This is a genomic window from Streptomyces glaucus (assembly GCF_039533365.1).
GTDB lineage: Bacteria > Actinomycetota > Actinomycetes > Streptomycetales > Streptomycetaceae > Streptomyces > Streptomyces glaucus.
Map to the genome: position 1 here is coordinate 21,874 of NZ_BAAATK010000017.1, position 20,886 is coordinate 42,759.

20 protein-coding genes are annotated in these 20,886 nt (G+C 73.3%); 10 read left to right on the plus strand and 10 right to left on the minus strand.

Annotation, left to right across the window (positions count from 1 at the left end):
• Positions 1-177 precede the first annotated feature (177 nt).
• Positions 178-1,149, minus strand: coding sequence for a tetratricopeptide repeat protein (locus ABD363_RS14970; RefSeq protein ID WP_344603513.1), 972 nt, complete (start codon positions 1,147-1,149; stop codon positions 178-180).
• A gap of 369 nt (positions 1,150-1,518) precedes the next feature.
• Between ABD363_RS14970 and ABD363_RS14975 the strand changes: the two genes are divergently transcribed.
• A complete protein-coding gene (locus ABD363_RS14975) occupies positions 1,519-2,136 on the plus strand; it encodes a TetR/AcrR family transcriptional regulator (protein ID WP_344603515.1) in 618 nt (205 codons plus the stop codon).
• 91 nt (positions 2,137-2,227) lie between these two features.
• Here the strand turns inward: ABD363_RS14975 and icmA are convergent, their stop codons facing one another.
• The 5 genes from icmA to ABD363_RS15000 all read right to left on the minus strand — a co-directional run bounded on the left by icmA (position 2,228) and on the right by ABD363_RS15000 (position 5,725).
• A complete protein-coding gene (gene icmA, locus ABD363_RS14980; RefSeq protein ID WP_344603517.1) occupies positions 2,228-3,928 on the minus strand; it encodes a coenzyme B12-dependent isobutyryl-CoA mutase large subunit in 1,701 nt (566 codons plus the stop codon).
• 80 nt (positions 3,929-4,008) lie between these two features.
• The gene (locus ABD363_RS14985) at positions 4,009-4,347 is read right to left on the minus strand and encodes a DUF3817 domain-containing protein (protein ID WP_344603519.1); all 339 of its coding nucleotides are present in this window, start codon (positions 4,345-4,347) and stop codon (positions 4,009-4,011) included.
• Between the two features lie 55 nt (positions 4,348-4,402).
• A complete protein-coding gene (locus ABD363_RS14990) occupies positions 4,403-4,912 on the minus strand; it encodes a MarR family winged helix-turn-helix transcriptional regulator (RefSeq protein WP_344603521.1) in 510 nt (169 codons plus the stop codon).
• 178 nt (positions 4,913-5,090) lie between these two features.
• Complete coding sequence (locus ABD363_RS14995) at positions 5,091-5,384, minus strand: MTH1187 family thiamine-binding protein (protein ID WP_030187368.1); 294 nt, start codon at positions 5,382-5,384, stop codon at positions 5,091-5,093.
• A complete protein-coding gene (locus tag ABD363_RS15000) occupies positions 5,381-5,725 on the minus strand; it encodes a DUF3817 domain-containing protein (protein ID WP_344603524.1) in 345 nt (114 codons plus the stop codon). Before ABD363_RS15000 ends, ABD363_RS14995 begins: the two co-directional genes overlap by 4 nt.
• A 193-nt stretch (positions 5,726-5,918) precedes the next feature.
• On the opposite strand from ABD363_RS15000, the gene ABD363_RS15005 reads away from it, so the two are divergent.
• From ABD363_RS15005 to ABD363_RS15020, 4 genes are all read left to right on the plus strand, one after another.
• The gene (locus tag ABD363_RS15005) at positions 5,919-6,551 is read left to right on the plus strand and encodes an AIM24 family protein (protein ID WP_344603706.1); all 633 of its coding nucleotides are present in this window, start codon (positions 5,919-5,921) and stop codon (positions 6,549-6,551) included.
• Position 6,552: 1 nt separating this feature from the next.
• Entirely contained in the window at positions 6,553-7,203 is a 651-nt protein-coding gene (locus ABD363_RS15010; RefSeq protein ID WP_344603708.1) for an AIM24 family protein, read from the plus strand.
• Positions 7,200-7,997, plus strand: a complete 798-nt coding sequence (locus ABD363_RS15015; RefSeq protein ID WP_344603526.1) for an AIM24 family protein — start codon at positions 7,200-7,202, stop codon at positions 7,995-7,997. The genes ABD363_RS15010 and ABD363_RS15015 overlap by 4 nt, the downstream gene beginning before the upstream one ends.
• Positions 7,998-8,092: 95 nt before the next feature.
• A complete protein-coding gene (locus tag ABD363_RS15020) occupies positions 8,093-8,569 on the plus strand; it encodes a MarR family winged helix-turn-helix transcriptional regulator (RefSeq protein ID WP_344603528.1) in 477 nt (158 codons plus the stop codon).
• A gap of 12 nt (positions 8,570-8,581) precedes the next feature.
• Here ABD363_RS15020 and ABD363_RS15025 read toward each other — a convergent pair whose 3' ends face one another.
• Entirely contained in the window at positions 8,582-10,012 is a 1,431-nt protein-coding gene (locus tag ABD363_RS15025) for a sensor histidine kinase (RefSeq protein ID WP_344603530.1), read from the minus strand.
• Positions 10,009-10,728: a response regulator transcription factor gene (locus ABD363_RS15030; RefSeq protein WP_344603532.1), complete on the minus strand. Its 720-nt coding sequence runs from the start codon at positions 10,726-10,728 to the stop codon at positions 10,009-10,011. The genes ABD363_RS15025 and ABD363_RS15030 overlap by 4 nt, the downstream gene beginning before the upstream one ends.
• Before the next feature lie 115 nt (positions 10,729-10,843).
• Here ABD363_RS15030 and ABD363_RS15035 point away from each other — a divergent pair, with 115 nt between their 5' ends.
• Positions 10,844-11,587 carry a PepSY domain-containing protein gene (locus tag ABD363_RS15035; protein WP_344603534.1) on the plus strand — a complete coding sequence of 248 codons (744 nt, stop codon included), beginning with the start codon at positions 10,844-10,846 and terminating at the stop codon, positions 11,585-11,587.
• A gap of 83 nt (positions 11,588-11,670) precedes the next feature.
• Here the strand turns inward: ABD363_RS15035 and meaB are convergent, their stop codons facing one another.
• Positions 11,671-12,630 (minus strand): methylmalonyl Co-A mutase-associated GTPase MeaB, encoded by a 960-nt coding sequence (meaB, locus tag ABD363_RS15040; RefSeq protein ID WP_344603536.1) that lies wholly within the window; start codon positions 12,628-12,630, stop codon positions 11,671-11,673.
• Positions 12,631-12,677: 47 nt separating this feature from the next.
• The gene (locus tag ABD363_RS15045) at positions 12,678-13,883 is read right to left on the minus strand and encodes an acetyl-CoA C-acetyltransferase (protein WP_344603538.1); all 1,206 of its coding nucleotides are present in this window, start codon (positions 13,881-13,883) and stop codon (positions 12,678-12,680) included.
• A gap of 149 nt (positions 13,884-14,032) precedes the next feature.
• Here ABD363_RS15045 and mce point away from each other — a divergent pair, with 149 nt between their 5' ends.
• The 4 genes from mce to ABD363_RS15065 all read left to right on the plus strand — a co-directional run bounded on the left by mce (position 14,033) and on the right by ABD363_RS15065 (position 20,886).
• On the plus strand, positions 14,033-14,473 hold the full coding sequence (mce, locus tag ABD363_RS15050) for a methylmalonyl-CoA epimerase (RefSeq protein WP_344603540.1): 441 nt from the start codon (positions 14,033-14,035) through the stop codon (positions 14,471-14,473).
• Between the two features lie 208 nt (positions 14,474-14,681).
• A complete protein-coding gene (gene scy, locus ABD363_RS15055; protein WP_344603542.1) occupies positions 14,682-18,728 on the plus strand; it encodes a polarized growth protein Scy in 4,047 nt (1,348 codons plus the stop codon).
• A 183-nt stretch (positions 18,729-18,911) separates the two neighbouring features.
• On the plus strand, positions 18,912-19,847 hold the full coding sequence (locus ABD363_RS15060; protein WP_344603544.1) for a coiled-coil domain-containing protein: 936 nt from the start codon (positions 18,912-18,914) through the stop codon (positions 19,845-19,847).
• Positions 19,848-19,932: 85 nt separating this feature from the next.
• Entirely contained in the window at positions 19,933-20,886 is a 954-nt protein-coding gene (locus ABD363_RS15065; protein ID WP_344603546.1) for an ABC transporter ATP-binding protein, read from the plus strand.

Sequence of the window (20,886 nt, forward strand, 5' to 3'; positions counted from 1 at the left end):
CACTCAACGGACAGAACCCGACAGGCCGGAACCCTCGACTTACTCGCAGTAACAGCGGCCGCGATTGCCAAGATTTGGCAAAGCGCGGCCGCGTCCACCACCTGTCGGCAGATGTTCCACTCGGGTCTCAGCGGTCCGCCCCGTACGGGAACGGCCGGAACCGGGCCGTCGCCCCGGTCAGAACAGCGCCCGGGCGAGCGCCCGGCGCGCCGCGATCACCCGCGGGTCCTCGGCGCCGACCACCTCGAACAGCTCCAGCAGCCGCATCCGCGCGGCGTCCCGGTCGTCGCCCGCGGTGCGCCGCACCGTCTCGATGAGCCGCCCGAACGCGTCCTCGACGTGTCCGCCCACCAGGTCCAGGTCGGCGGCGGCGATCTGCGCCGTCACGTCGGCCGGCTTCTCGGCCGCCTCCGTGCGCACCCGCTGCGGGTCCAGGTCCTGCACCCGCTGCAGCAACTCGGCCTGGGCCAGGCCCAGTTTGGCCTCGGGGTGCGCGGGGTCCTCGGCGAGCACGTTCTTGTACGCCTGGATCGCGCCGCCGAGGTCGCCGGCGTCCAGCGCCTGCGCGGCGGCGTTGAGGGCGGCGTCGTACGGGCCGGCCGGCTGGGCGGGGGCCTGGCCGCCGGGCTCGGCCTCCGGGTCGACGGTGAGGCCGGTCAGGCCGAAGCGCTGCTCGGCGACCGCCACCAGCTGGTCCAGCGTCTGCCGGATCTGCGCCTCGCCGGCGGCGCCCTGGAAGAGCGGCAGCGCCTGGCCGGCGACGACCGCGAACACGGCCGGGATCCCCTGGATGCCGAACTGCTGCATCAGCATCTGGTTGGCGTCGACGTCGATCTTGGCGAGGAGGAAGCGCCCGTTGTACTCGACGGCGAGCCGCTCCAGGACGGGGCTCAGCTGCTTGCAGGGCTGGCACCACTCGGCCCAGAAGTCGATGACGACCGGGACCTCGGTGGACCGCTGCAGGACGTCGCGCTCGAAGGTGGCCTCGCTGACGTCGATGACGAGATCGGCCGGGGAGACGGCTCCCGGCCCGCCGCCCTGCCGGGCCGCTTCGGCGCGCGCCTGCTCCGCCTTCGCCTTGGCCTCCTGGGCCGCCTTCACCGCGGCGAGGTCGACGACTCCGCTCATGGACATGTTCCGTGGCTGCATGCGCCTATCCTCCCCCGTTCCGCGCGCGCATGTGAAAAGCGGTGTGAAAGCCGGTCCGTTCCGGTGGCGCCGGCCGGGTCCGGGCGTGTGACGAGCCGGGCCCCGGTGGTCGGGCGGGGCCGGCCCGTGCGGTCGAGCCGGATCGCGCCCGTGGTGTCACGGCCGGGCGGCCCCGTCTCGGTCGGCGCCGGGTCCCCACCCCGCGCCCGTGGTCGTCGCTCGCGTGCGCCGCGCGCGTACGTCGGTCACGTACGCCGCCGCCCCGCTTTCGCTACGAGTCGTAGCGTAATCCGGGGGCGGTCCTCCGGAACACCACTTTCCGGTGATCTCCCTCACGGCCACACGGAAACCGCCGGTTATGGTCGGGGGATGCAGAGCCGCACCCCCGCCGGCCGCGCCGGGCGTCCCCGCAGTGCCGCCGCGGACGCGGCGATCCTGGCCGCGACCCGGGCGGCCCTGGTCGAGCTGGGCTGGTCCGGGCTCACGCTGTCGGACGTGGCGGCGCGCGCCGGGGTGGCGAAGACGACCCTCTACCGCCGCTGGGCGGGCAAGAACGAGCTGGTGGTCGACGCGGTGGCGGAGCTCTTCGACGAGCTCCGGCTGCCCGACCGGGGCTCGCTGGCCGCCGACATCGAGGGCGTGGTCCTCCAGTTCGCCGCGATCCTGGCCCGCCCGGAGGCCGGCAGCGGGCTGATGGGGGTGGTGGCGGAGTCGACGCGGGACGACGCGCTGCGGGAGCGCATCCGCGCCTCGATCGTGCGCCGTCAGAAACGCCTCGTCCTGGCGGGCCGGGCCCGCGCCGAGCAGCGCGGCGAGCTGCCCCCGCAGGCGGACCCGGAGGCGGCGGCCCGCACGGTGGACCTGATCTTCGACATGGTCGCGGGCGCGGTGGTGCACCGCGCCCTGGTGAGCGCGGAACCCGCCGACGAGGCGTGGGCGCGCGACTTCACCAGGGTGCTTCTGCGAGGACTGACGGCCGCCGGGTGACGGCGCCCGGACCCGGAACCGGCCGAGTGGCGGTCCCGGGCCCGGGACGGCCGGGCAGCGGCCCAGGCCCGGGACCGGGCCGGTGGCGGTGTCAGAACCCGGCGGGCTCGGTGTAGACGCCCCACTCGTCGCGCAGCGCCCCGCAGATCTCGCCGAGCGTCGCCTCGGCCCGCACGGCCCGCAGCATCGGCTCGATCATGTTGGCGTCGGACCGGGCGGCGGCGACCATCGCTTCCAGGGCGGACCGTACGGCCGTCTCGTCCCGCGCGGCCCTGCGCTCGCGCAGCAGCCGGACCTGCTCGCGCTCCACCTCGTGGCTGACCCGCAGGATCTCCAGGTCTCCGGTGACGGACCCGGTGTGGACGTTGACGCCCACCACCTTCTTGTCGCCCTTCTCCAGCGCCTGCTGGTACCGGAAGGCGGACTCGGCGATCTCGCCGGTGAACCAGCCGTCCTCGATGCCCCGCAGGATCCCGGAGGTCATCGGCCCGATCGGGTGCCGTCCGTCCGGGTGGGCCCTGAGCCCGCGCTCCTTGATCTGCTCGAAGATCTTCTCGGCGTCGGCCTCGATCCGGTCGGTGAGCTGCTCGACGTACCACGAACCGCCCAGCGGGTCGGCCACGTTGGCGACGCCGGTCTCCTCCATCAGCACCTGCTGGGTCCGCAGGGCGATCTCCGCCGCCTGCTCGGAGGGCAGTGCGAGGGTCTCGTCCAGGGCGTTGGTGTGCAGGGAGTTGGTCCCGCCGAGCACGGCGGCGAGCGCCTCCACGGCGGTGCGCACGACGTTGTTGTACGGCTGCTGGGCGGTGAGCGAGACACCGGCGGTCTGCGTGTGGAAGCGCAGCCACTGCGCCTTCTCGCTCCTGGCCCCGTACACGTCCCGCATCCAGCGGGCCCAGATCCGCCGGGCCGCGCGGAACTTGGCGATCTCCTCGAAGAAGTCGACGTGCGCGTCGAAGAAGAAGGACAGGCCGGGCGCGAACACGTCCACGTCCAGGCCGCGGCTGAGCCCCAGCTCCACGTACCCGAAGCCGTCCGCCAGCGTGTACGCCAGCTCCTGCGCGGCCGTCGCGCCGGCCTCGCGGATGTGGTACCCGGAGACGGACAGCGGCTTGTAGGCGGGGATGTTGGCGCTGGTGTACTCCATCAGGTCGCCGATCAGCCGCAGATGGGGCTCGGGCTGGAAGAGCCACTCCTTCTGCGCGATGTACTCCTTGAAGATGTCGGTCTGCAGCGTGCCGTTGAGCGCCGCCGGATCGACGCCCTGCCGCTCGGCGGCGACGAGGTACATGCAGAAGACGGGCACGGCCGGCCCGCTGATCGTCATGGAGGTGGTGACGTCCCCGAGCGGGATGTCCCGGAACAGGACGTCCATGTCGGCCGCCGAGTCGATCGCCACCCCGCAGTGCCCGACCTCGCCCAGCGAGCGCGGGTCGTCGGAGTCGCGCCCCATGAGCGTCGGCATGTCGAAGGCGACGGAGAGCCCTCCGCCGCCCGCGGCCAGGATCATCTTGTAGCGCTCGTTGGTCTGCTCGGCGTTCCCGAACCCGGCGAACTGCCGGATGGTCCACGTGCGCCCCCGGTAGCCGGTCGGGTACAGCCCGCGCGTGAAGGGGAACTCCCCGGGCCAGCCGATCCGCTCGAACCCCTCGTACCGGTCCCCGGGCCGGGGCCCGTACACCGGCTCCACCGGATCACCGGAGAGCGTGGTGAAGTCCGCGTCGCGCTTGCGCGCCGCGTCGTACCGGGCCTGCCACCGCCGGCGGCCCTCCTCTATGGCGTCAGCGTCCATGCCTTCGAATTTACTAGGACGTCCTAGTAATTGTCGATGGCGGACCGCCGTACGGGTGCCCGTACGGCGGTGCGGGCCGCTTACGCCTTCGCGGCCGCGGGCGCGTCCTCGGCGACCTTGGCCTGAAGCTCGTGGCTGATCCGGCGCTCCACGAAGAAGGCGGCCGTCGGGATCGTCCCGGCCAGCAGCACCCACAGCTGCTTGCCGACCGGCCACTTCGCCTTGGAGCCCAGGTCGAAGGCGAAGACCAGGTAGAGGACGTACAGCCAGCCGTGCGCGATGCCGACGATCCGCGTGAAGCCGTCCGCGCCGTCGAGGTCCAGGACGTACTTGCCGATCACGCCCAGGGTCAGCAGGACCAGCAGGACACCGGTGACGTAGGCCATGACGCGGTAGCGGGTCAGCACGCTCTTTTTCATGCCCACGAGCCTAACCACCCGCTTGCGCGATCTTCCGGCGGGCCCGGCCCCGCCGTCAGTCCTCCTCGAAGTCCCCCGCCGCCAGCCGCAGCGGGCGGAGCATGGCGAAGATCTCCGCGCATTCCTCGGCGTCGTAGCAGCCGAGGCCGAAGTCCATGGCCATCAGGTCGCGGGTGGCCGCCTCGACGACCTCGCGGCCCTTGTCGGTGATGGTGGCGAGCGTGCCGCGCCCGTCGTTGGGGTTGGGGCGCTTGGCCACCAGGCCCGACCGCACCAGGCGGTCGACCGTGTTCGTCACCGAGGTGGGATGGACCATCAGCCGCTCGCCGATCTTGGACATCGGCAGCTCGCCGGACTTGGAGAAGGTGAGCAGCACCAGCGCCTCGTAGCGCGCGAACGTCAGTCCGTACGGCTTGACCACCGCGTCGACCTCGGCGAGCAGGATCTGCTGCGCCCGCATGATGGAGGTGATCGCCGCCATGGACGGCACGCTTCCCCAGCGCTGCTTCCACAGTTCGTCGGCGCGGGCGATGGGATCGAAGGAGAGACTGAGGGGCTTCGGCACGCCCCCGACCTTACCGACTGGTCATATGCCGGTCAGCCCTGTCTCGCCTTTCGGTCCCGGCCCCGCCTGCGCCCCGGTGCGCGCCGCGCCCGCGCGGCCGGCGTCCCGCGGCACGCCGCGGCCCGGCGGGGCGCGGGCGGCGGCGCGGCGGCGGGCGGGGCCGCGCGGGCGCCCCGGCCTATCCGGCGAGGTGGCGTTCCACCGTCTCCACCTTGGACGTGAGGCCGTCCGTCACTCCGGGGCGGATGTCCGCCTTGAGGACCAGGGAGACGCGCGGGGCCCGTGCCTCGACCGCGGCCACCGCCCGCCGGACGACGTCCATCACTTCGTCCCACTCGCCCTCGACCGAGGTGAACATCGCGTCCGTGCGGTTCGGCAGGCCCGACTCGCGGACCACGCGGACGGCGTCGGCGACGTACTCCCCCACGTCCTCGCCGACGCCGAGCGGCGTCACGGAGAAGGCGACGATCATGCGTTCACGATCCCTTCCTTGCGGGCGCGGGAGGCGATGACCGCGTCCTCGGCCTCACGGCGCAGCCTGCGGTCGGCGAAGAAGCCGCCGGTCGGCAGGACCGACAGGACGAAGTAGAGGGCGGCGGTCCGCAGCGGCCACTTGGCCCGGTTCCAGGCGTCGGCCCAGAAGATCACGTACAGGATGAACAGGATGCCGTGGACCGCGCCCATCACCGGCACGGCGTTGAAGTCCGTGGTCCGCTTCAGCACCGAGCAGACGAGCAGGAGGAGGAAGGAGATCGCCTCGGGGCCCGAGACCAGGCGGAGGCGGCGGAGGGCGGTGGCGGTCTTGATGTCCACGGGTCACCTTCGGAGGGGAGACGGTCTGGAGGTTTGTGAACGCAGGCACAAGCGTTCGTCCATTGTGGCAAACGCGGACCCGCCCCGGGCGCAGGGGGCCGCCCCGACGCCCCCGGGGGCGCGCTCGGGGACGGTCTCCCCCGGTGGGCCCTGTCGGCCGCGCCGGCCGGCGACTACCGTCACAGGCGTGGCGATGTTCCGACTTCAGAGCAGCAGAGTGCTCGCCGTCGACCTGGCCGGGGACGCCGTGAAGGCGAAGAACGGCTCGATGGTGGCGTACGACGGGGAGATGGCCTTCAAGAAGCTGAGCGGCGGCGGTGAGGGCCTGCGGGGGATGGTGACCCGGCGGCTCACCGGCGAGCAGATGACGGTGATGGAGGTGAAGGGGCACGGGACCTGCTGGTTCGCCGACCGGGCCAGTGAGATCAACCTGGTCGGCCTCCGGGGCGACAAGCTGTACGTGGAGTCGAGCAACTTCCTGGCGGCCGACGCCGGGCTGCGGACCGGCACCTCCTTCACCGGACTGCGCGGGGCCTCGCAGGGCAACGGGCTGTTCACCACGACCGTCGAGGGGCACGGGCAGGCGGCGATCCTGTCGGACGGGCCCGCGGTGGTGCTGCGGGTCGGCCCGCAGCACCCGCTGACCGTGGATCCGGGGGCGTACGTCGCCCACCAGGGGAACCTGCGCCAGTCGTTCCAGTCGGGTGTGACGTTCCGCACACTGATGGGCGAGGGCGGTGGCGAGGCCTTCCAGATCCGGTTCGAGGGGGACGGGCTGGTGTACGTCCAGCCGAGCGAGCGGAACACGATCGCGGGGGATGTCTGAGATGCCGTTCCGGGAGATCAACGCGAAGATGGTCGAGGCGACCGTGGCGCCCGGGCAGCGGCTGTTCAGCCAGCGCGGCGCGATGCTCGCCTACCGGGGTGAGGTGTCCTTCACCCCCAACACGGCCGGTGGACAGGGCGGGCTGATGTCGATGATCGGGAGGCGGGTCGCGGACGAGGACACGCCGCTGATGACCGTCGAGGGCGACGGCACGGTCCTGTTCGGGCACGGCGGCCACCACGTCCAGGTGATCCACCTCGCCGGCGACACCCTGTACGTCGAGGCGGACCGCCTGCTCGCCTTCGAGGGCACGCTCCAGCAGGGGACCGTGTTCCTCGGCGCGCAGGGCGGCGTCATGGGCATGGTGCGGGGGCAGGTCAGCGGGCAGGGGCTGTTCACCACCACCCTGAAGGGGCACGGCTCGGTGGCCGTGATGGCCCACGGCGGGGTGTTCGAGATCCCCATCACCCCGCAGCGCCCGGTGCACGTCGACCCGCAGGCGTACGTCGCCCATCACGGTGACGTCCGCAACAAGCTGTCCACGGCGCTGGGCTGGCGCGACATGGTCGGCCGCGGCTCGGGCGAGGCGTTCCAGCTGGAGCTGAGCGGCAGCGGCGCGGTGTACGTCCAGGCCTCGGAGGAGAAGCTGTGAACGCGTACGGAACCCCGGGCGGGCCGGTGGTGTTCGACCCCGTGACGCTGCCGTCCGACGACAACGTCAACCCGTACACCTTCTGCGTGGAGCTCAAGGGGAGCCAGTGGTTCCTGCAGAAGGGGAAGATGATCTCGTACTACGGGTCGATCGAGTTCGACGGGATCGGGCACGGCCGGCTGGACCGTCTGGTGCGCACGTCCTTCCATTCGCCTCTGCACGCGAGCGACTGGGTGGTGGCCCGGGGCTCGGGCAAGATGCTCCTCGCCGACCGGGCCTTCGACGTCAATTCCTACGACCTGGACGACGGCAACCTGACCATTCGCTCGGGCAACCTGCTCGCTTTTCAGCCAACCCTGTCGCTGAAGCAGTCGATCGTGCCGGGCTTTCTGACCCTCATCGGAACCGGAAAGTTCGTCGCCGCGTCCAACGGCCCGGTGGTGTTCATGGAGCCCCCGATCCGGGTGGACCCCCAGGCGCTCGTCGGCTGGGCCGACTGCCCCTCCCCCTGCCACCACTACGACCACGGGTACCTGACCGGCGTACTGGGCGGTCTGCGTGCGCTGACGGGTCTGGGCGGGGTCTCCGGGGAGGAGCACCAGTTCGAGTTCGTGGGGGCGGGGACGGTGCTGCTGCAGTCCAGCGAGACCCTGCGGGCGGAGCAGGACACGGGGGCGGTCCCGCAGGCGGCGGGGGTGCCCGGCGGCGGGGCGTCCGGCGGCCCCGGGCAGCAGTCCGGGACACCGCGCCTTCCCGGCCAGCTGGGGGACCTCCAGCGTCGCTTCGGGCTGTGAGCGGTAACCTGCGGAGTGTGACGTCGAACGCGTGCGCACTGCCCCAGGACAACCTTCATTAGTTCGCCTTTCAACTTCTTAGGTAGACTTCATTCATGGAGACCGAGACGGCCACGCGCTGGCTGACCGATACGGAGCAGGGTGCCTGGCGCGCCCACCTGGAGGTCAACAGGCTGTTGACGTACCAGCTCGAAAAGGATCTGCAGCCGTTCGGCCTGACGATGAACGACTACGAGATCCTGGTGAACCTCTCCGAGTCGGAGGACGTGCGGATGCGGATGAGCGACCTCGCGGCCGCCACCCTGCAGTCCAAGAGCCGCCTCTCGCACCAGATCACGCGCATGGAGAACGCGAACCTGGTCCGGCGGGAGAACTGCGAGTCCGACCGCCGCGGGCTCTACGCCGTCCTCACCGAGCACGGCAGGGAGACGATGAAGAAGGTCGCCCCGCACCACGTGGCGTCCGTGCGCAGGCACTTCATCGACCTGCTGTCGCCCGAGGCGCTGGTGGAGCTCGAGAAGGCCCTCAAGCCCATCGCGGAGCACCTGCGGGGGCAGCGCGGCCGGCCCTGACCCGGGCGGCCCTCACGGCCGGGCGAGCGGCAGGCGGAGCTCGAACAGGGCTCCGCCCGCCGGCGCGGCGCGGACCGTGAGCGTGCCCCCGTGCCGTGCGGCGACGTCCCGGGCGATGGCGAGGCCCAGCCCCGCCCCGCCGTCGTCGCGGCTGCGCGCGGCGTCGAGCCGCACGAACCGCTCGAAGATCCGCTCCCGGTCGGCCTCGGGCACCCCGTCCCCGTCGTCGGCGACCTCGACCACGGCGTGCTCCCCCGCCCGCCGCACCGTCACCTCCACCGCCGAGCGGGCGTGCCGCTGCCCGTTGTCGAGCAGATTGACCAGCACCCGCTCCAGCTGCCCCCGGGACCCGGTCACCCGCACGGCCTCGGCGCGCACGGTCACCCCCGTCCGCCCCGCGGCCGCCTCCCGCGCCAGCGCGGCGAGGTCGACGCGCGTGTCGGCGGGCCGCTCCCCCGCGTCCAGCCGGGCGAGCAGCAGCAGGTCGGCCGCGAGGCGCTGCAGTCGTACGGTGTCCTCGACGGCGCCGTCCAGGTCGAGCAGCTCCGGGTGGGCGGCGGCCACCTCCAGCTGGGTGCGCAGGGACGCGATGGGGCTGCGCAGCTCGTGGGAGGCGTCGGCGACGAACCGCCGCTGCCGTTCCACGGACGTCTCCAGCGCGGCCAGCGTCTCGTTGGTGGTCCGGGCGAGCCGGGCGACCTCGTCGTGCGTGCCCGGCACCGGCACGCGCCGCGCGAGGTCCGCGGAGGCCGTGATCGCGGCCATCTCGCGGCGGATGGACTCCACCGGGCGCAGCGCCCGCCGGGTGACCAGCCAGGTCACCGCCGCGACGACGCCGAGCAGCAGCGGGAAGCCGATCAGCATGGCGGTCAGCGCGGTGCGCACCGCACTGTGCTCGGCGGACAGCGGGGCGCCCGCGTACACGGTGAACCCGTCCCCGGCCGGGGTCCGCACGGGCACGGCGGCGAACCGGTAGTCCTCGGTGTCGCCGTCGAGCGTCGCGGAGCCGTTGGTGAAGGTGGTCCGCTCGCCGATCCCGCCGGGGTCCAGGGACTCGCCGGCCTCGGCGGAGTCGTCGCCGTCGTCGCCCTCGTCGTCCCCGGCATCCTCGCCGGCGGGCGCCGGCCGCGGCGTCACCGCGTCGGTGTCCGTGCCGCTGATCCGCTCCAGGTCGTCGCTGGCCGCGGCCAGCCGCCCGTCCTCGTCCACGACCTGCACCGGCCGGTCCTCCACGTCCAGCGACAGCTCGCCGTACGGCGTCCCGGCGGCCAGCTCGGCGGCGACCGCCCGTGCGGAGCGCTCCGCCTGGGTGCCGGCCTCGCCGATCAGGTTGGACCGCAGGGACAGCAGGACGGCGGCGCCGGCCGCCACCAGCGCCACGGCGACCACGAGGGTGGCGCCGAGCGTCGCCCGGGCCCGGACGGAGCCGAACAGGCGCCTCACGGTGCCGTCTCCAGCCGGTAGCCGGCGCCGCGCACGGTCCGGATCAGCCCGGCGCGCAGCTTGCGGCGCAGCGTGCTGACGTAGACCTCGACGATGTTCGGGTCGCCCTCGTAGGCGAAGTCCCAGACGTGCTCCAGGATCTCGGTCTTGGACACCACCTCGCCGGCCCGCACCACCAACTGCTCCAGGACGGCGAACTCCTTGGCGGTGAGGGTGACCTCGCTGCCGCCGAGGAAGACGCGGCGGGCCGCGGTGTCCACTCTCAGGTCGCCGTGCACATGGACCGGCGGGGCGCCGGCGCCCCGGCCGCGGCGCCGGAGCAGGGCTTTGACGCGGGCCACCAGGACGACGTACGAGAACGGCTTGGTGAGGTAGTCGTCCGCGCCCGTGTCGAGGCCCTCGGCCTCGTCGTACTCGCCGTCCTTGGCGGTGAGCATCAGGATCGGCACCTCGTGGCCGGCGGCGCGCAGGGCGGCGCAGACCCGGTAGCCGTTGAGGCCGGGCAGCATGATGTCGAGGATCACCAGGTCGTAGGCGCCCTCGGTGGCCCGGTGCAGGCCCTGCCGCCCGTCGTGGACGACGTCCACGGCGTAGCCCTCGGCCGTCAGGCCCCTGGCGAGCGACAGGGCGAGCCGCTTCTCGTCCTCCACGATCAGCAGTCGGAAGGGGCGGCGCGGGGCGCCGGCGGCGGGGTGGTGGGTGACGGGCGGGCGCATGGGTCCAGGGTGGCAAAGGCAAGCTGAAGATCCCTTCAGGTGGTTTCAGGTTCCTCTCAGCGTCGGTGGGCGACGGTGGTGGCGTCGCGGAGGAAACGACTGTGGAGGAACTCGTATGAAGCGCAACATCGTGATCGCCGCCGTCACGGCCGCCGCCCTGATCGGGGGCGGCACGGCCACGGCTCTCGCGGTGGCGGGGGACGACGGGGGGACGACGGCGCGGCAGGCGGACGTCCGGGAGGCGGACGACGACGGCCGGGACGGCGAGCGGGACGACGACCGCGGCCGGGAGGACGAGCGGGACGACGACGCGGCGCGGGCGGCGTCCGCCGGCGTGAGCGCGCCGGACGCCATCGCCGCCGCGCTGAAGCACACGCCGGGTACGGCCGTCTCCGCCGAACTGGACGAGGAGGACGACGGCGGGCGGACCGTCTGGGAGGTCGGCGTGCTCTCCGGGGGCGGCGACCGGCACAGCGTCCGGGTGGACCCGGGCAGCGGGAAGGTCCTCGGCTCGCACGCCGAGGACGAGGACGAGGACGACGCGGCCGGGGCGCGGGCCGCGCTCGAGGGGGCGTCGGTGACGGCCGCGGAGGCGGCGAAGGCGGCTGCCGGGCGGGGCGCGGTGACGTCCGTGGACCTGGACGACGACGGGACGGCGAAGGCCTGGGAGGTCGAGACGCGCCCCGCCTCCGGGCAGGAGGAGCGGGACTGGCGGGTCGACCTGAGGACGGGCGAGGTCACGGCGGACCGGCCCGACGACGACGCCGCCGACGCCGCCGCCGACGACGACTCGAACGGTTCGGCGGACTCCGGCGACGCCGACGACTCGGACGGCTCCAGCGGCTCCGACGACGACTGACCGGAGCCGCCTGCCGGGACCGGGACGGGACCGGGACCGGGGTGCGCCGCGTCCGCCCCGCCCGTCCCGTCGCCGCCGGTGGGTCAGTTCCCCTCCGTCAGCCCCGCCACCAGTTCGTCCGCCGCCCGGTAGGGATCCAGCTCGCCGGCGATGATCCGTTCCGCCAGCGCGCCGAGGCGGCGGTCGCCGTGGAGGTCGCCGATGCGTTCCCGCAGGGCCGTGACGGCGATGGTCTCCACCTCGCGGGCGGCGCGGGCCAGGCGGCGCTCGGCCAGGACGCCGCGCTCCTCCATCCACGCGCGGTGCTTCTCCAGGGCCTCGACCACCTCGTCGACGCCCTCGCCGCGCGCGGCGACCGTCTTGACGATCGGCGGGCGCCAGTCGCCGGGGGCGCGGGCCTCGCCGAGGCCCAGCATGTGGTTCAGCTCGCGGGCGGTCGCGTCCGCGCCGTCCCGGTCGGCCTTGTTGACCACGTACACGTCGCCGATCTCCAGGATGCCCGCCTTGGCCGCCTGGATGCCGTCGCCCATGCCCGGGGCCAGCAGGACCACCGAGGTGTCGGCCTGCGCGGCGATCTCCACCTCCGACTGGCCCACCCCGACCGTCTCCACCAGGATCACGTCGCAGCCCGCCGCGTCCAGCACGCGGATCGCCTGCGGCGCGGCCCACGCGAGGCCGCCCAGATGCCCCCGTGTGGCCATGGAGCGGATGTACACGCCGGGGTCCGACGCGTGCTCCGACATCCGCACCCGGTCGCCCAGGAGGGCCCCTCCCGAGAAGGGGGACGACGGGTCCACCGCCAGGACGCCGACCCGCCTGCCCTGCCTGCGGTACGCCGTCACCAGCGCCGACGTGGACGTCGACTTGCCGACGCCCGGCGAGCCCGTCAGACCGACGACGTACGCGTTGCCGGCCAGCGGCGCCAGGGCCGCCATGACCTCTCTGAGCTGGGGGGACGCCCCCTCCACCAGGGAGATCAACCGGGCCACGGCGCGTGGCCGGCCCTCCCTGGCCTGGGCCACCAGCGTGGGGACGTCCTGCATCACAGCTCCGTTCGCGGAAGGGGGCGGGTCGGGGACAACCGGGCCGGTTACGCCTCGGGCACCCGGAGGATCAGCGCGTCGCCCTGGCCGCCGCCGCCGCACAGCGCGGCCGCGCCGATCCCGCCGCCGCGCCGCTTCAGCTCCAGCGCCAGGTGGAGGACGAGACGGGCGCCGGACATCCCGATCGGGTGGCCCAGGGCGATGGCGCCGCCGTTGACGTTCACCTTTTCGGTGGAAACGCCCAGATCTTTCATCGACTGCACGGCGACCGCCGCGAACGCCTCGTTGATCTCGATGAGGTCGAGGTCGGAGACCTCCAGGCCCTCCTTCTTCAGGGCGTGCCGGATCGCGTTCGACGGCTGCGACTGGAGGGAGTTGTCCGGGCCCGCCACGTTGCCGTGCGCGCCGATCTCCGCGATCCAGTCCAGGCCGAGCTCCTGCGCCTTGGCCTTGCTCATCACGACCACGGCCGCCGCGCCGTCGGAGATCTGCGAGGACGAGCCGGCCGTGATCGTGCCGTCCGCGGAGAACGCGGGGCGCAGCCGGGCCAGGGACTCCACCGTGGTGTCGCCGCGGATGCCCTCGTCCTGGCCGAACAGCACCGGGTCGCCCTTGCGCTGCGGGATCTCCACCGGGGTGATCTCGGCCTCGAAGACGCCGTTCTTCTGCGCGGCGGCGGCCCGCTGGTGGGACAGGGCGGCGATCTCGTCCTGCTCCCGGCGGCCGATGCCGAGCCGCGTGTTGTGCTTCTCCGTCGACTCGCCCATGGCGATGCCCTCGAAGGAGTCGGTCAGGCCGTCGTGGGCCATGGCGTCGAGCATCTGGACCGCGCCGTACTTGAAGCCCTCGCGGGACTTCGGCAGCAGGTGGGGGGCGTTGGTCATGGACTCCTGACCGCCGGCGACGACCACGTCGAACTCACCCGCGCGGATCAGCTGGTCGGCCAGCGCGATCGCGTCCAGGCCGGACAGGCAGACCTTGTTGACCGTGAGTGCCGGGACGCTCATCGGGATGCCGGCCTTGACCGCGGCCTGGCGCGCCGGGATCTGCCCCGCCCCGGCCTGGAGCACCTGGCCCATGATCACGTACTGCACCTGGTCGCCCCCGATCCCCGCACGGTCGAGGGCGGCCTTGATCGCGAAGCCGCCGAGGTCGGCCGCGGAGAAGGACTTCAGCGAGCCGAGCAGCCGTCCCATCGGGGTCCGGGCACCCGCGACGATGACGGACGTCGTGCCGTTCGTTGCAGAAGACATGAGCTGCGATCCCCTTACCGGCCTGCGCGGCCGAGGAGTGAACGAGGGTTTACTTCGAATGTACTGAGGGGCGGTTCACACCGTCATCCAGCTGTCGGTGTGATCGCGCGCACGTTGCGTGACCACCTCCGGAGCGCTCCACTTGATCCATGCTGACGCGAATCGACCACATCGGGATCGCCTGCTTCGACCTCGACCGGACCGTCGAGTTCTACCGGGCCACCTACGGCTTCGAGGTGTTCCACACCGAGGTCAACGAGGAGCAGGGCGTGCGCGAGGCCATGCTCAAGATCAACGATACGTCCGACGGCGGTTCCTCGTACCTGCAGCTCCTCGAACCCACCCGGGAGGACTCCCCCGTCGCGAAGTGGCTCGCGAAGAACGGGGAGGGCGTCCACCACATCGCCTTCGGCACGGCGGACGTGGACGGCGACGCGGCCGCCGTCAGGGACAAGGGCGTACGCGTGCTGTACGAAGAGCCCCGGCGCGGCTCCATGGGGTCACGGATCACCTTCCTGCACCCCAAGGATTGTCATGGCGTACTGACAGAACTGGTCACTTCGGCCCCCGTTGAGTCACCTGAGCACTGACTCCCGCAGATAAGGGCCGGTAGGGTTGGGGGCGGTCGCCGCGCCCAACGGGCGACCGATGCCGGGGTCCGGGTCTCGGGGGACGAGCGTCGGGGCAGCAGCCCATGCTCCGCCGCCCATCTGACACCATTCCCCGGGGGCACCGTCCGGCGGATGGACGGAGCTCGTGTGGAGAGACTTGCGACCAGGGGACGGATGGGACCGCGCAGTGCGGGGCTACGAGAGCCAGGAGCGAGAGCCGGCGGCTGACGTCGACCACCTCTCTCGGTTCGAGGCCGAGATGAAACGGCTGAGGACCGAGCGGGAAAAGGCGATCCAGCACGCCGAGGACCTCGGCTACCAGGTCGAGGTGCTGCGCGCCAAGCTGCACGAGGCGCGGCGCACCATCATGTCCCGGCCCGCCTTCGACGGCGGCGACCTCGGCTGGCAGGCCGAGCAGTTGCTGCGCAACGCCCAGATGCAGGCCGACCAGATCCGGGCGGACGCCGAGCGCGAGCTGAGCCAGGCCCGCGCCCAGACCCAGCGGATCCTCCAGGAGCACGCCGAGCAGGCGGCCCGGCTCCAGGCCGAGCTGCACCAGGAGGCGGTGACGCGCCGCCAGCAGCTCGACCAGGAGCTGGCCGAGCGCCGGCAGACCGTCGAGTCGCACGTCAACGAGAACGTGGCGTGGGCGGAGCAGCTGCGCGCCCGCACCGAGCAGCAGGCCCGCCGCCTGCTGGAGGAGTCCCGCGCCGAGGCCGAGCAGGCCCTGGCGGCCGCGCGCGCCGAGGCCGAGCGGCTGACCGCCGAGGCGCGGCAGCGCCTGCGGAGCGAGGCCGAGGCGGCCCGCGCGGAGGCCGAGCAGATCCTGCGCCGGGCCCGCGCGGACGCCGAGCGGCTGCTGAACGCCGCCTCCACGCAGGCCCAGGAGGCCACCGACCACGCCGAGCGGCTGCGCACCTCCACCGCCACCGAGGCGGAGGCCGCGCGCCGTCAGGCCCAGGAGCTGAGCCGGGCCGCCGAGCAGCGGATGGCCGAGGCGGAGACCGCGCTGCGCGAGGCGCGCGCCGAGGCCGACAAGCTGCTCGCCGAGGCCAAGGAGGCCGCCGCCAAGGCGCTCGCCGGCGCCGAGTCGGCCAACGAGCAGCGCACCCGCGTGGCCAAGGAGCAGGTCGCCCGGCTGGTCCAGGAGGCCACGAAGGAGGCCGAGGCCACCAAGGCGGAGGCCGAGCAGCTCGTCGCCGACGCCCGCGCCGAGGCCGAGAAGATCGTCGCCGAGGCCGCCGAGAAGGCCCGGACGATCGCCGCCGAGGAGACCGCCACCCAGCTGTCCAAGGCGGCCAGGACCGCCGAGGACGTGCTCAACAAGGCGTCCGAGGACGCCAAGCAGACCACGCGGGCCGCCGCCGAGGAGGCCGAGCGGATCCGCACGGAGGCCGAGGCCGAGGCGGACCGGCTGCGCGCCGAGGCGCACGACATCGCCGAGCAGCTCAAGGGCGCCGCGAAGGACGACACCAAGGAGTACCGCGCCAAGACGGTCGAGCTGCAGGAGGAGGCCCGCCGGCTGCGCGGCGAGGCCGAGCAGCTGCGCGCCGAGGCGGCCGAGGAGGGCGAGCGGATCCGCGCCGAGGCCCGCAAGGAGGCCGTGGCGCAGATCGAGGAGGCCGCCAAGACGGCCGAGGAGCTGCTCGCCAAGGCCAAGGCGGACGCGGACGAGCTGCGCACCACCGCCCAGGCGGACAGCGAGAAGGTCCGCACCGAGGCCATCGAGCGGGCGACGGCGCTGCGCCGGCAGGCCGAGGAGACCCTGCAGCGCACCCGTCAGGAGGCCGAACGGCACCGCGAGGAGGCCGCCGAGCAGGCCGAGGCGCTCAAGGCGGACGCCGAGCGGGCGGCGCGCGAGCTGCGCGAGGACACCGAGCGGGCCCTGGCGGCCCGGCAGGAGGAGGCCGCCGGGGAGCTGGCCCGGCTGCAGCAGGAGGCCGAGGAGCGGCTCGCCGCCGCCGAGCGGGCGCTCGCCGAGGCCCGCGAGGAGGCCACGCGCCTCCGCCGCGAGGCCGCCGAGGAGACCGAGCGGCTGCGCGCCGAGGCCGGCGAGCGGATCCGTACGCTCCAGCAGCAGGCCGAGGCCGAGGCCGAGCGGCTGCGCACCGAGGCCGCCGCCGACGCCTCCGCCTCCCGCGCGGAGGGCGAGGCCGTCGCCGTGCGCCTGAGGTCGGAGGCCGCGGCCGAGGCGGAGCGGCTGAGGTCGGAGGCGCAGGACACCGCCGACCGGGTCCGTGCGGAGGCCCAGGCCGCCGCCGAGCGGCTCGCCGCCGAGGCGTCCGAGACGCTGGCCGCCGCCCAGGAGGAGGCCGCCCGGCGCCGCCGCGAGGCCGAGGAACTCCTCGGTTCCGCCCGGCAGGAGGCCGACCAGGAGCGTGAGCGGGCCCGCGAGCAGAGCGAGGAGCTGCTGGCCTCCGCCCGCAAGCGGGTGGAGGAGGCCCAGGCCGAGGCCGTGCGCCTGGTCGAGGAGGCCGACCGGCGCGCCGCGGAGCTGGTGTCCGCGGCCGAGCTCCACGCCCAGCAGGTGCGGGACTCGGTGGCCGGGCTGCACGAGCAGGCCCAGGAGGAGATCGCCGGGCTGCGCAGCGCCGCCGAGCACGCGGCGGAGCGCACCCGCCGGGAGGCCGAGGAGGAGGCGGACCGGGTCCGCTCCGACGCCTACGCCGAGCGGGAGCGGGCCGGCGAGGACGCGGGCCGCCTCCGGCGCGAGGCGCGGGAGGAGTCGGAGGCCGCCAAGGCGCTCGCCGAGCGCACCGTCTCCGAGGCGCTGGCGGAGGCCGAGCGGATCCGCGCGGACGTCGCCGAGCACGCCCAGCGGGTGCGCACGGAGGCCTCCGACACCATCGCGGAGGCCGAGCAGAGCGCCGCCCGCACCCGCGCGGACGCCCGCGAGGACGCCAACCGCATCCGGTCGGACGCGGCGACGCAGGCCGACACCCTCATCAGCGAGGCGCGCGCCGAGGCGGAGCGGCTCACGACGGAGACGGTCGCCGACACCGACCGGCTGCGCGCGGAGACGGTCGCCGAGGCCGAGCGGGTCCGCACCGAGGCCCTCGCCGAGGCCGAGCAGGTGCGGTCCGAGGCCCGTACCGAGGCCGAGCAGGCCCGCACCGAGGCGCGTACCGAGGCCGAGCGGGTCCGCACCGAGGCCGCCACCGAAGCCGAGCGGGTCCGCACCGAGGCCGCCACCGAGGCCGAGCGGGTGCGGTCCGAGGCCCGCACCGAGGCCGAGCGGCTGCTCGCGGACGCCACCGGGGACGCCGAGCGGCTGCGGGCCGAGGCCGCCGAGACGGTCGGCTCGGCGCAGCAGCACGCCGAGCGGCTGCGCGGCGAGGCCGAACGCGTCAAGGCCGACGCCGAGGCGGAGGCCGAGCGGCTGGTGGCCACCGCGCGCGAGGAGGCCGAGCGCACCCTGGACGAGGCCCGCAAGGACGCCAACAAGCGGCGTTCGGAGGCGGCCGAACAGGTCGACAAGCTCATCACGGAGACCACGGCGGAGGCCGACAAGCTGCTCACCGAGGCCCAGGCGCAGGCCCTGAAGACCACCGCGGACGCGGAGGCGCAGGCCGACACGATGGTCGGCGCGGCCCGCAAGGAGGCCGAGCGGATCGTCTCCGAGGCCACCGTCGAGGGCAACTCCCTGGTGGAGAAGGCCCGTGCGGACGCGGACGAACTGCTCGTCGGCGCCCGCCGGGACGCCACCCAGATCCGGGAGCGCGCCGAGGAGCTGCGCGACCGCATCACCACGGAGATCGAGGAGCTGCACGAGCGCGCCCGTCGCGAGGCGGCCGAGACGATGAAGTCCACCGGCGACCGCTGCGACGCGCTCATCAAGGCCGCCGAGGAGCAGCTCGCCAAGGCCGAGGCGAAGGCCAAGGAGATCGTCTCGGAGGCCAACTCCGAGGCCGGCAAGGTGCGCATCGCCGCCGTCAAGAAGGCCGAGGGGCTCTTGAAGGAGGCCGAGCAGAAGAAGGCCCGTCTCGTCAAGGAGGCCGAGGAGCTCAAGGCCGAGGCGATCCGCGAGGCGCGGCGCACGGTCGAGGAGGGCAAGCGCGAACTGGAGATCCTGGTGCGGCGCCGCGAGGACATCAACGCCGAGATCTCCCGTGTCCAGGACGTGCTGGAGGCGTTGGAGTCCTTCGAGGCCCCGCCCTCCGGCAAGGACACCGGGGTCAAGGCCGGCGCCGCCGCCGGCGCTACCCGTTCGGGTGGCAAGTCGTCGGAAAGCTAGCGAGGAGGGCCGATTCCGGTGTCTGCTGGATCCTTTGACCAACTGTTTGGCAAGCTGTCCGTCGGTTAGCCACCCAAAAGAGGTGTCATTCTCCAGATCAAACACGCATCCGCTCGATGACACGCCGCTTTGACCCCTAGGATTCCCCTTATCACCTCACCGGTCTCATTCGACAGGAACCCCATGAGCGACACTTCCCCCTACGGCTTCGAGCTTGTGCGGCGTGGGTACGACCGCGCTCAGGTGGACGAACGTATCTCCAAGCTCGTCTCCGACCGTGACCAGGCGCTCGCCCGCATCACCGCTCTGGAGAAGCGGATCGAGGAGCTCCACCTCGAGACGCAGAACGCCCAGGCCCAGGTCACCGACGCCGAGCCGTCGTACGCGGGCCTCGGCGCACGGGTCGAGAAGATCCTGCGTCTCGCCGAGGAAGAGGCCAAGGAGCTGCGCGAGGAGGCCCGGCGCGCGGCCGAGCAGCACCGGGAGCTCGCCGAGTCGGCGGCCCAGCAGGTGCGCAGCGACGCCGAGACGTACGCGGCCGAGCGCAAGGCGAAGGCCGAGGACGAGGGCCTGCGGATCGTCGAGAAGGCCAAGAGCGACGCCGCCCAGCTGCGGGCCGAGGCCCAGCGGGACGCGCAGTCCAAGCGCGAGGAGGCGGACGCCCTCTTCGAGGAGACCCGTGCCAAGGCCGCGCAGGCCGCAGCCGACTTCGAGACGAACCTCGCCAAGCGCCGCGAGCAGTCCGAGCGCGACCTGGCGTCCCGTCAGGCCAAGGCCGAGAAGCGGCTCGCCGAGATCGAGCACCGCGCCGAGCAGCTGCGCCTGGAGGCGGAGAAGCTGCGCACCGACGCCGAGCGCCGCGCCCGCCAGACCGTCGAGACGGCGCAGCGTCAGGCCGAGGACATCGTGGCCGACGCCAACGCCAAGGCCGACCGCATCCGCTCGGAGTCCGAGCGCGAGCTGGCCGCGCTGACCAACCGCCGCGACTCGATCAACGCGCAGCTGACCAACGTGCGCGAGATGCTCGCCACGCTCACCGGTGCCGCGGTGGCCGCCGCCGGCACGTCGAGCGACGACGAGTCGGTCTCCCGCGGGGTGCCCGCGCAGCAGTCCCGGTAACGCCCGGGCGTACAGCGGCTGAGAAGAGGCGGAGCCCGCTGCCACCGGGGTGGCAGCGGGCTCCGTCCCGTTTTAGCGTGTCGGCATGATCGAGCTGGCGGGACTGACCAAGCGGTACGGCGAGAAGGTCGCGGTCAACAACCTCACCTTCGCCGTCAGACCGGGCATGGTCACGGGCTTCCTGGGCCCCAACGGCGCCGGCAAGTCGACCACCATGCGGATGATCCTGGGCCTGGACCGGCCCACCGCCGGCGACGTGCGCGTCGACGGCAGGCCCTACGACCGGCTCAAGGACCCGCTGAAGTCCATCGGGGCGCTGCTGGAGGCCCGTGCGGTGCACGGCGGGCGCAGCGCCTACCACCATCTGCTGTGCCTGGCGCAGAGCAACGGCATCCCGAAGCGGCGGGTGCACGAGGTGCTCGACACCGTGGGCCTGACGGCGGTCGCGCGGAAGAAGGCCAGGTCGTTCTCGCTCGGCATGTCGCAGCGCCTCGGCATCGCCGCCGCGTTGCTGGGCGATCCGCGGATCCTGATGTTCGACGAGCCGGTCAACGGCCTCGACCCCGAGGGCATCCACTGGATCCGCACCCTGATGAAGTCGCTGGCCGCGCAGGGCCGGACGGTGTTCGTGTCGAGCCACCTGATGAGCGAGATGGCGCTGACCGCCGACCACCTCGTCGTCATCGGCCAGGGCCGGCTGCTCGCCGACACCTCCATGGCCGGCTTCATCGAGCAGAACTCGCGCAGTTGCGTCCGGATCCGCACCCCCCAGCCGGAGCGGCTGCTGGACGTGCTGCACGCGGCGGGGATCACGGCCGTGGCGACCGGCACCGGCGCCTTCGAGGTCGACGGCGGCAAACCCGAGCACATCGGCGAACTGGCCGCGCGGCACCAGGTGGTGCTGCACGAGCTGAGTCCCCGGCAGGCCTCGCTGGAGGAGGCGTTCATGCGGCTGACCGCGGAGTCGGTGGAATACCACGCCCACACCGGGACCCCGCCCGCCGCGCAGCGGTGGGGCGACGGCGGGGGAAGGAGCTGA

Bases quoted from the DNA above. Each gene is read 5' to 3' on its own strand.
- meaB (WP_344603536.1), bottom strand. From the start codon at position 12,630: ATGCAGGACGTCCCCACGCTGGTGGCCCAGGCCAGGGAGGGCCGGCCA.
- ABD363_RS15045 (WP_344603538.1), bottom strand. From the start codon at position 13,883: ATGTCTTCTGCAACGAACGGCACGACGTCCGTCATCGTCGCGGGTGCC.
- ABD363_RS15035 (WP_344603534.1), top strand. From the start codon at position 10,844: ATGAAGCGCAACATCGTGATCGCCGCCGTCACGGCCGCCGCCCTGATC.
- icmA (WP_344603517.1), bottom strand. From the start codon at position 3,928: ATGGACGCTGACGCCATAGAGGAGGGCCGCCGGCGGTGGCAGGCCCGG.
- mce (WP_344603540.1), top strand. From the start codon at position 14,033: ATGCTGACGCGAATCGACCACATCGGGATCGCCTGCTTCGACCTCGAC.
- ABD363_RS14975 (WP_344603515.1), top strand. From the start codon at position 1,519: ATGCAGAGCCGCACCCCCGCCGGCCGCGCCGGGCGTCCCCGCAGTGCC.
- ABD363_RS15030 (WP_344603532.1), bottom strand. From the start codon at position 10,728: ATGCGCCCGCCCGTCACCCACCACCCCGCCGCCGGCGCCCCGCGCCGC.
- ABD363_RS14995 (WP_030187368.1), bottom strand. From the start codon at position 5,384: ATGATCGTCGCCTTCTCCGTGACGCCGCTCGGCGTCGGCGAGGACGTG.
- ABD363_RS15020 (WP_344603528.1), top strand. From the start codon at position 8,093: ATGGAGACCGAGACGGCCACGCGCTGGCTGACCGATACGGAGCAGGGT.
- ABD363_RS15060 (WP_344603544.1), top strand. From the start codon at position 18,912: ATGAGCGACACTTCCCCCTACGGCTTCGAGCTTGTGCGGCGTGGGTAC.
- ABD363_RS14985 (WP_344603519.1), bottom strand. From the start codon at position 4,347: ATGAAAAAGAGCGTGCTGACCCGCTACCGCGTCATGGCCTACGTCACC.
- ABD363_RS14970 (WP_344603513.1), bottom strand. From the start codon at position 1,149: ATGCAGCCACGGAACATGTCCATGAGCGGAGTCGTCGACCTCGCCGCG.
- ABD363_RS15065 (WP_344603546.1), top strand. From the start codon at position 19,933: ATGATCGAGCTGGCGGGACTGACCAAGCGGTACGGCGAGAAGGTCGCG.
- ABD363_RS15005 (WP_344603706.1), top strand. From the start codon at position 5,919: ATGTTCCGACTTCAGAGCAGCAGAGTGCTCGCCGTCGACCTGGCCGGG.
- ABD363_RS15010 (WP_344603708.1), top strand. From the start codon at position 6,553: ATGCCGTTCCGGGAGATCAACGCGAAGATGGTCGAGGCGACCGTGGCG.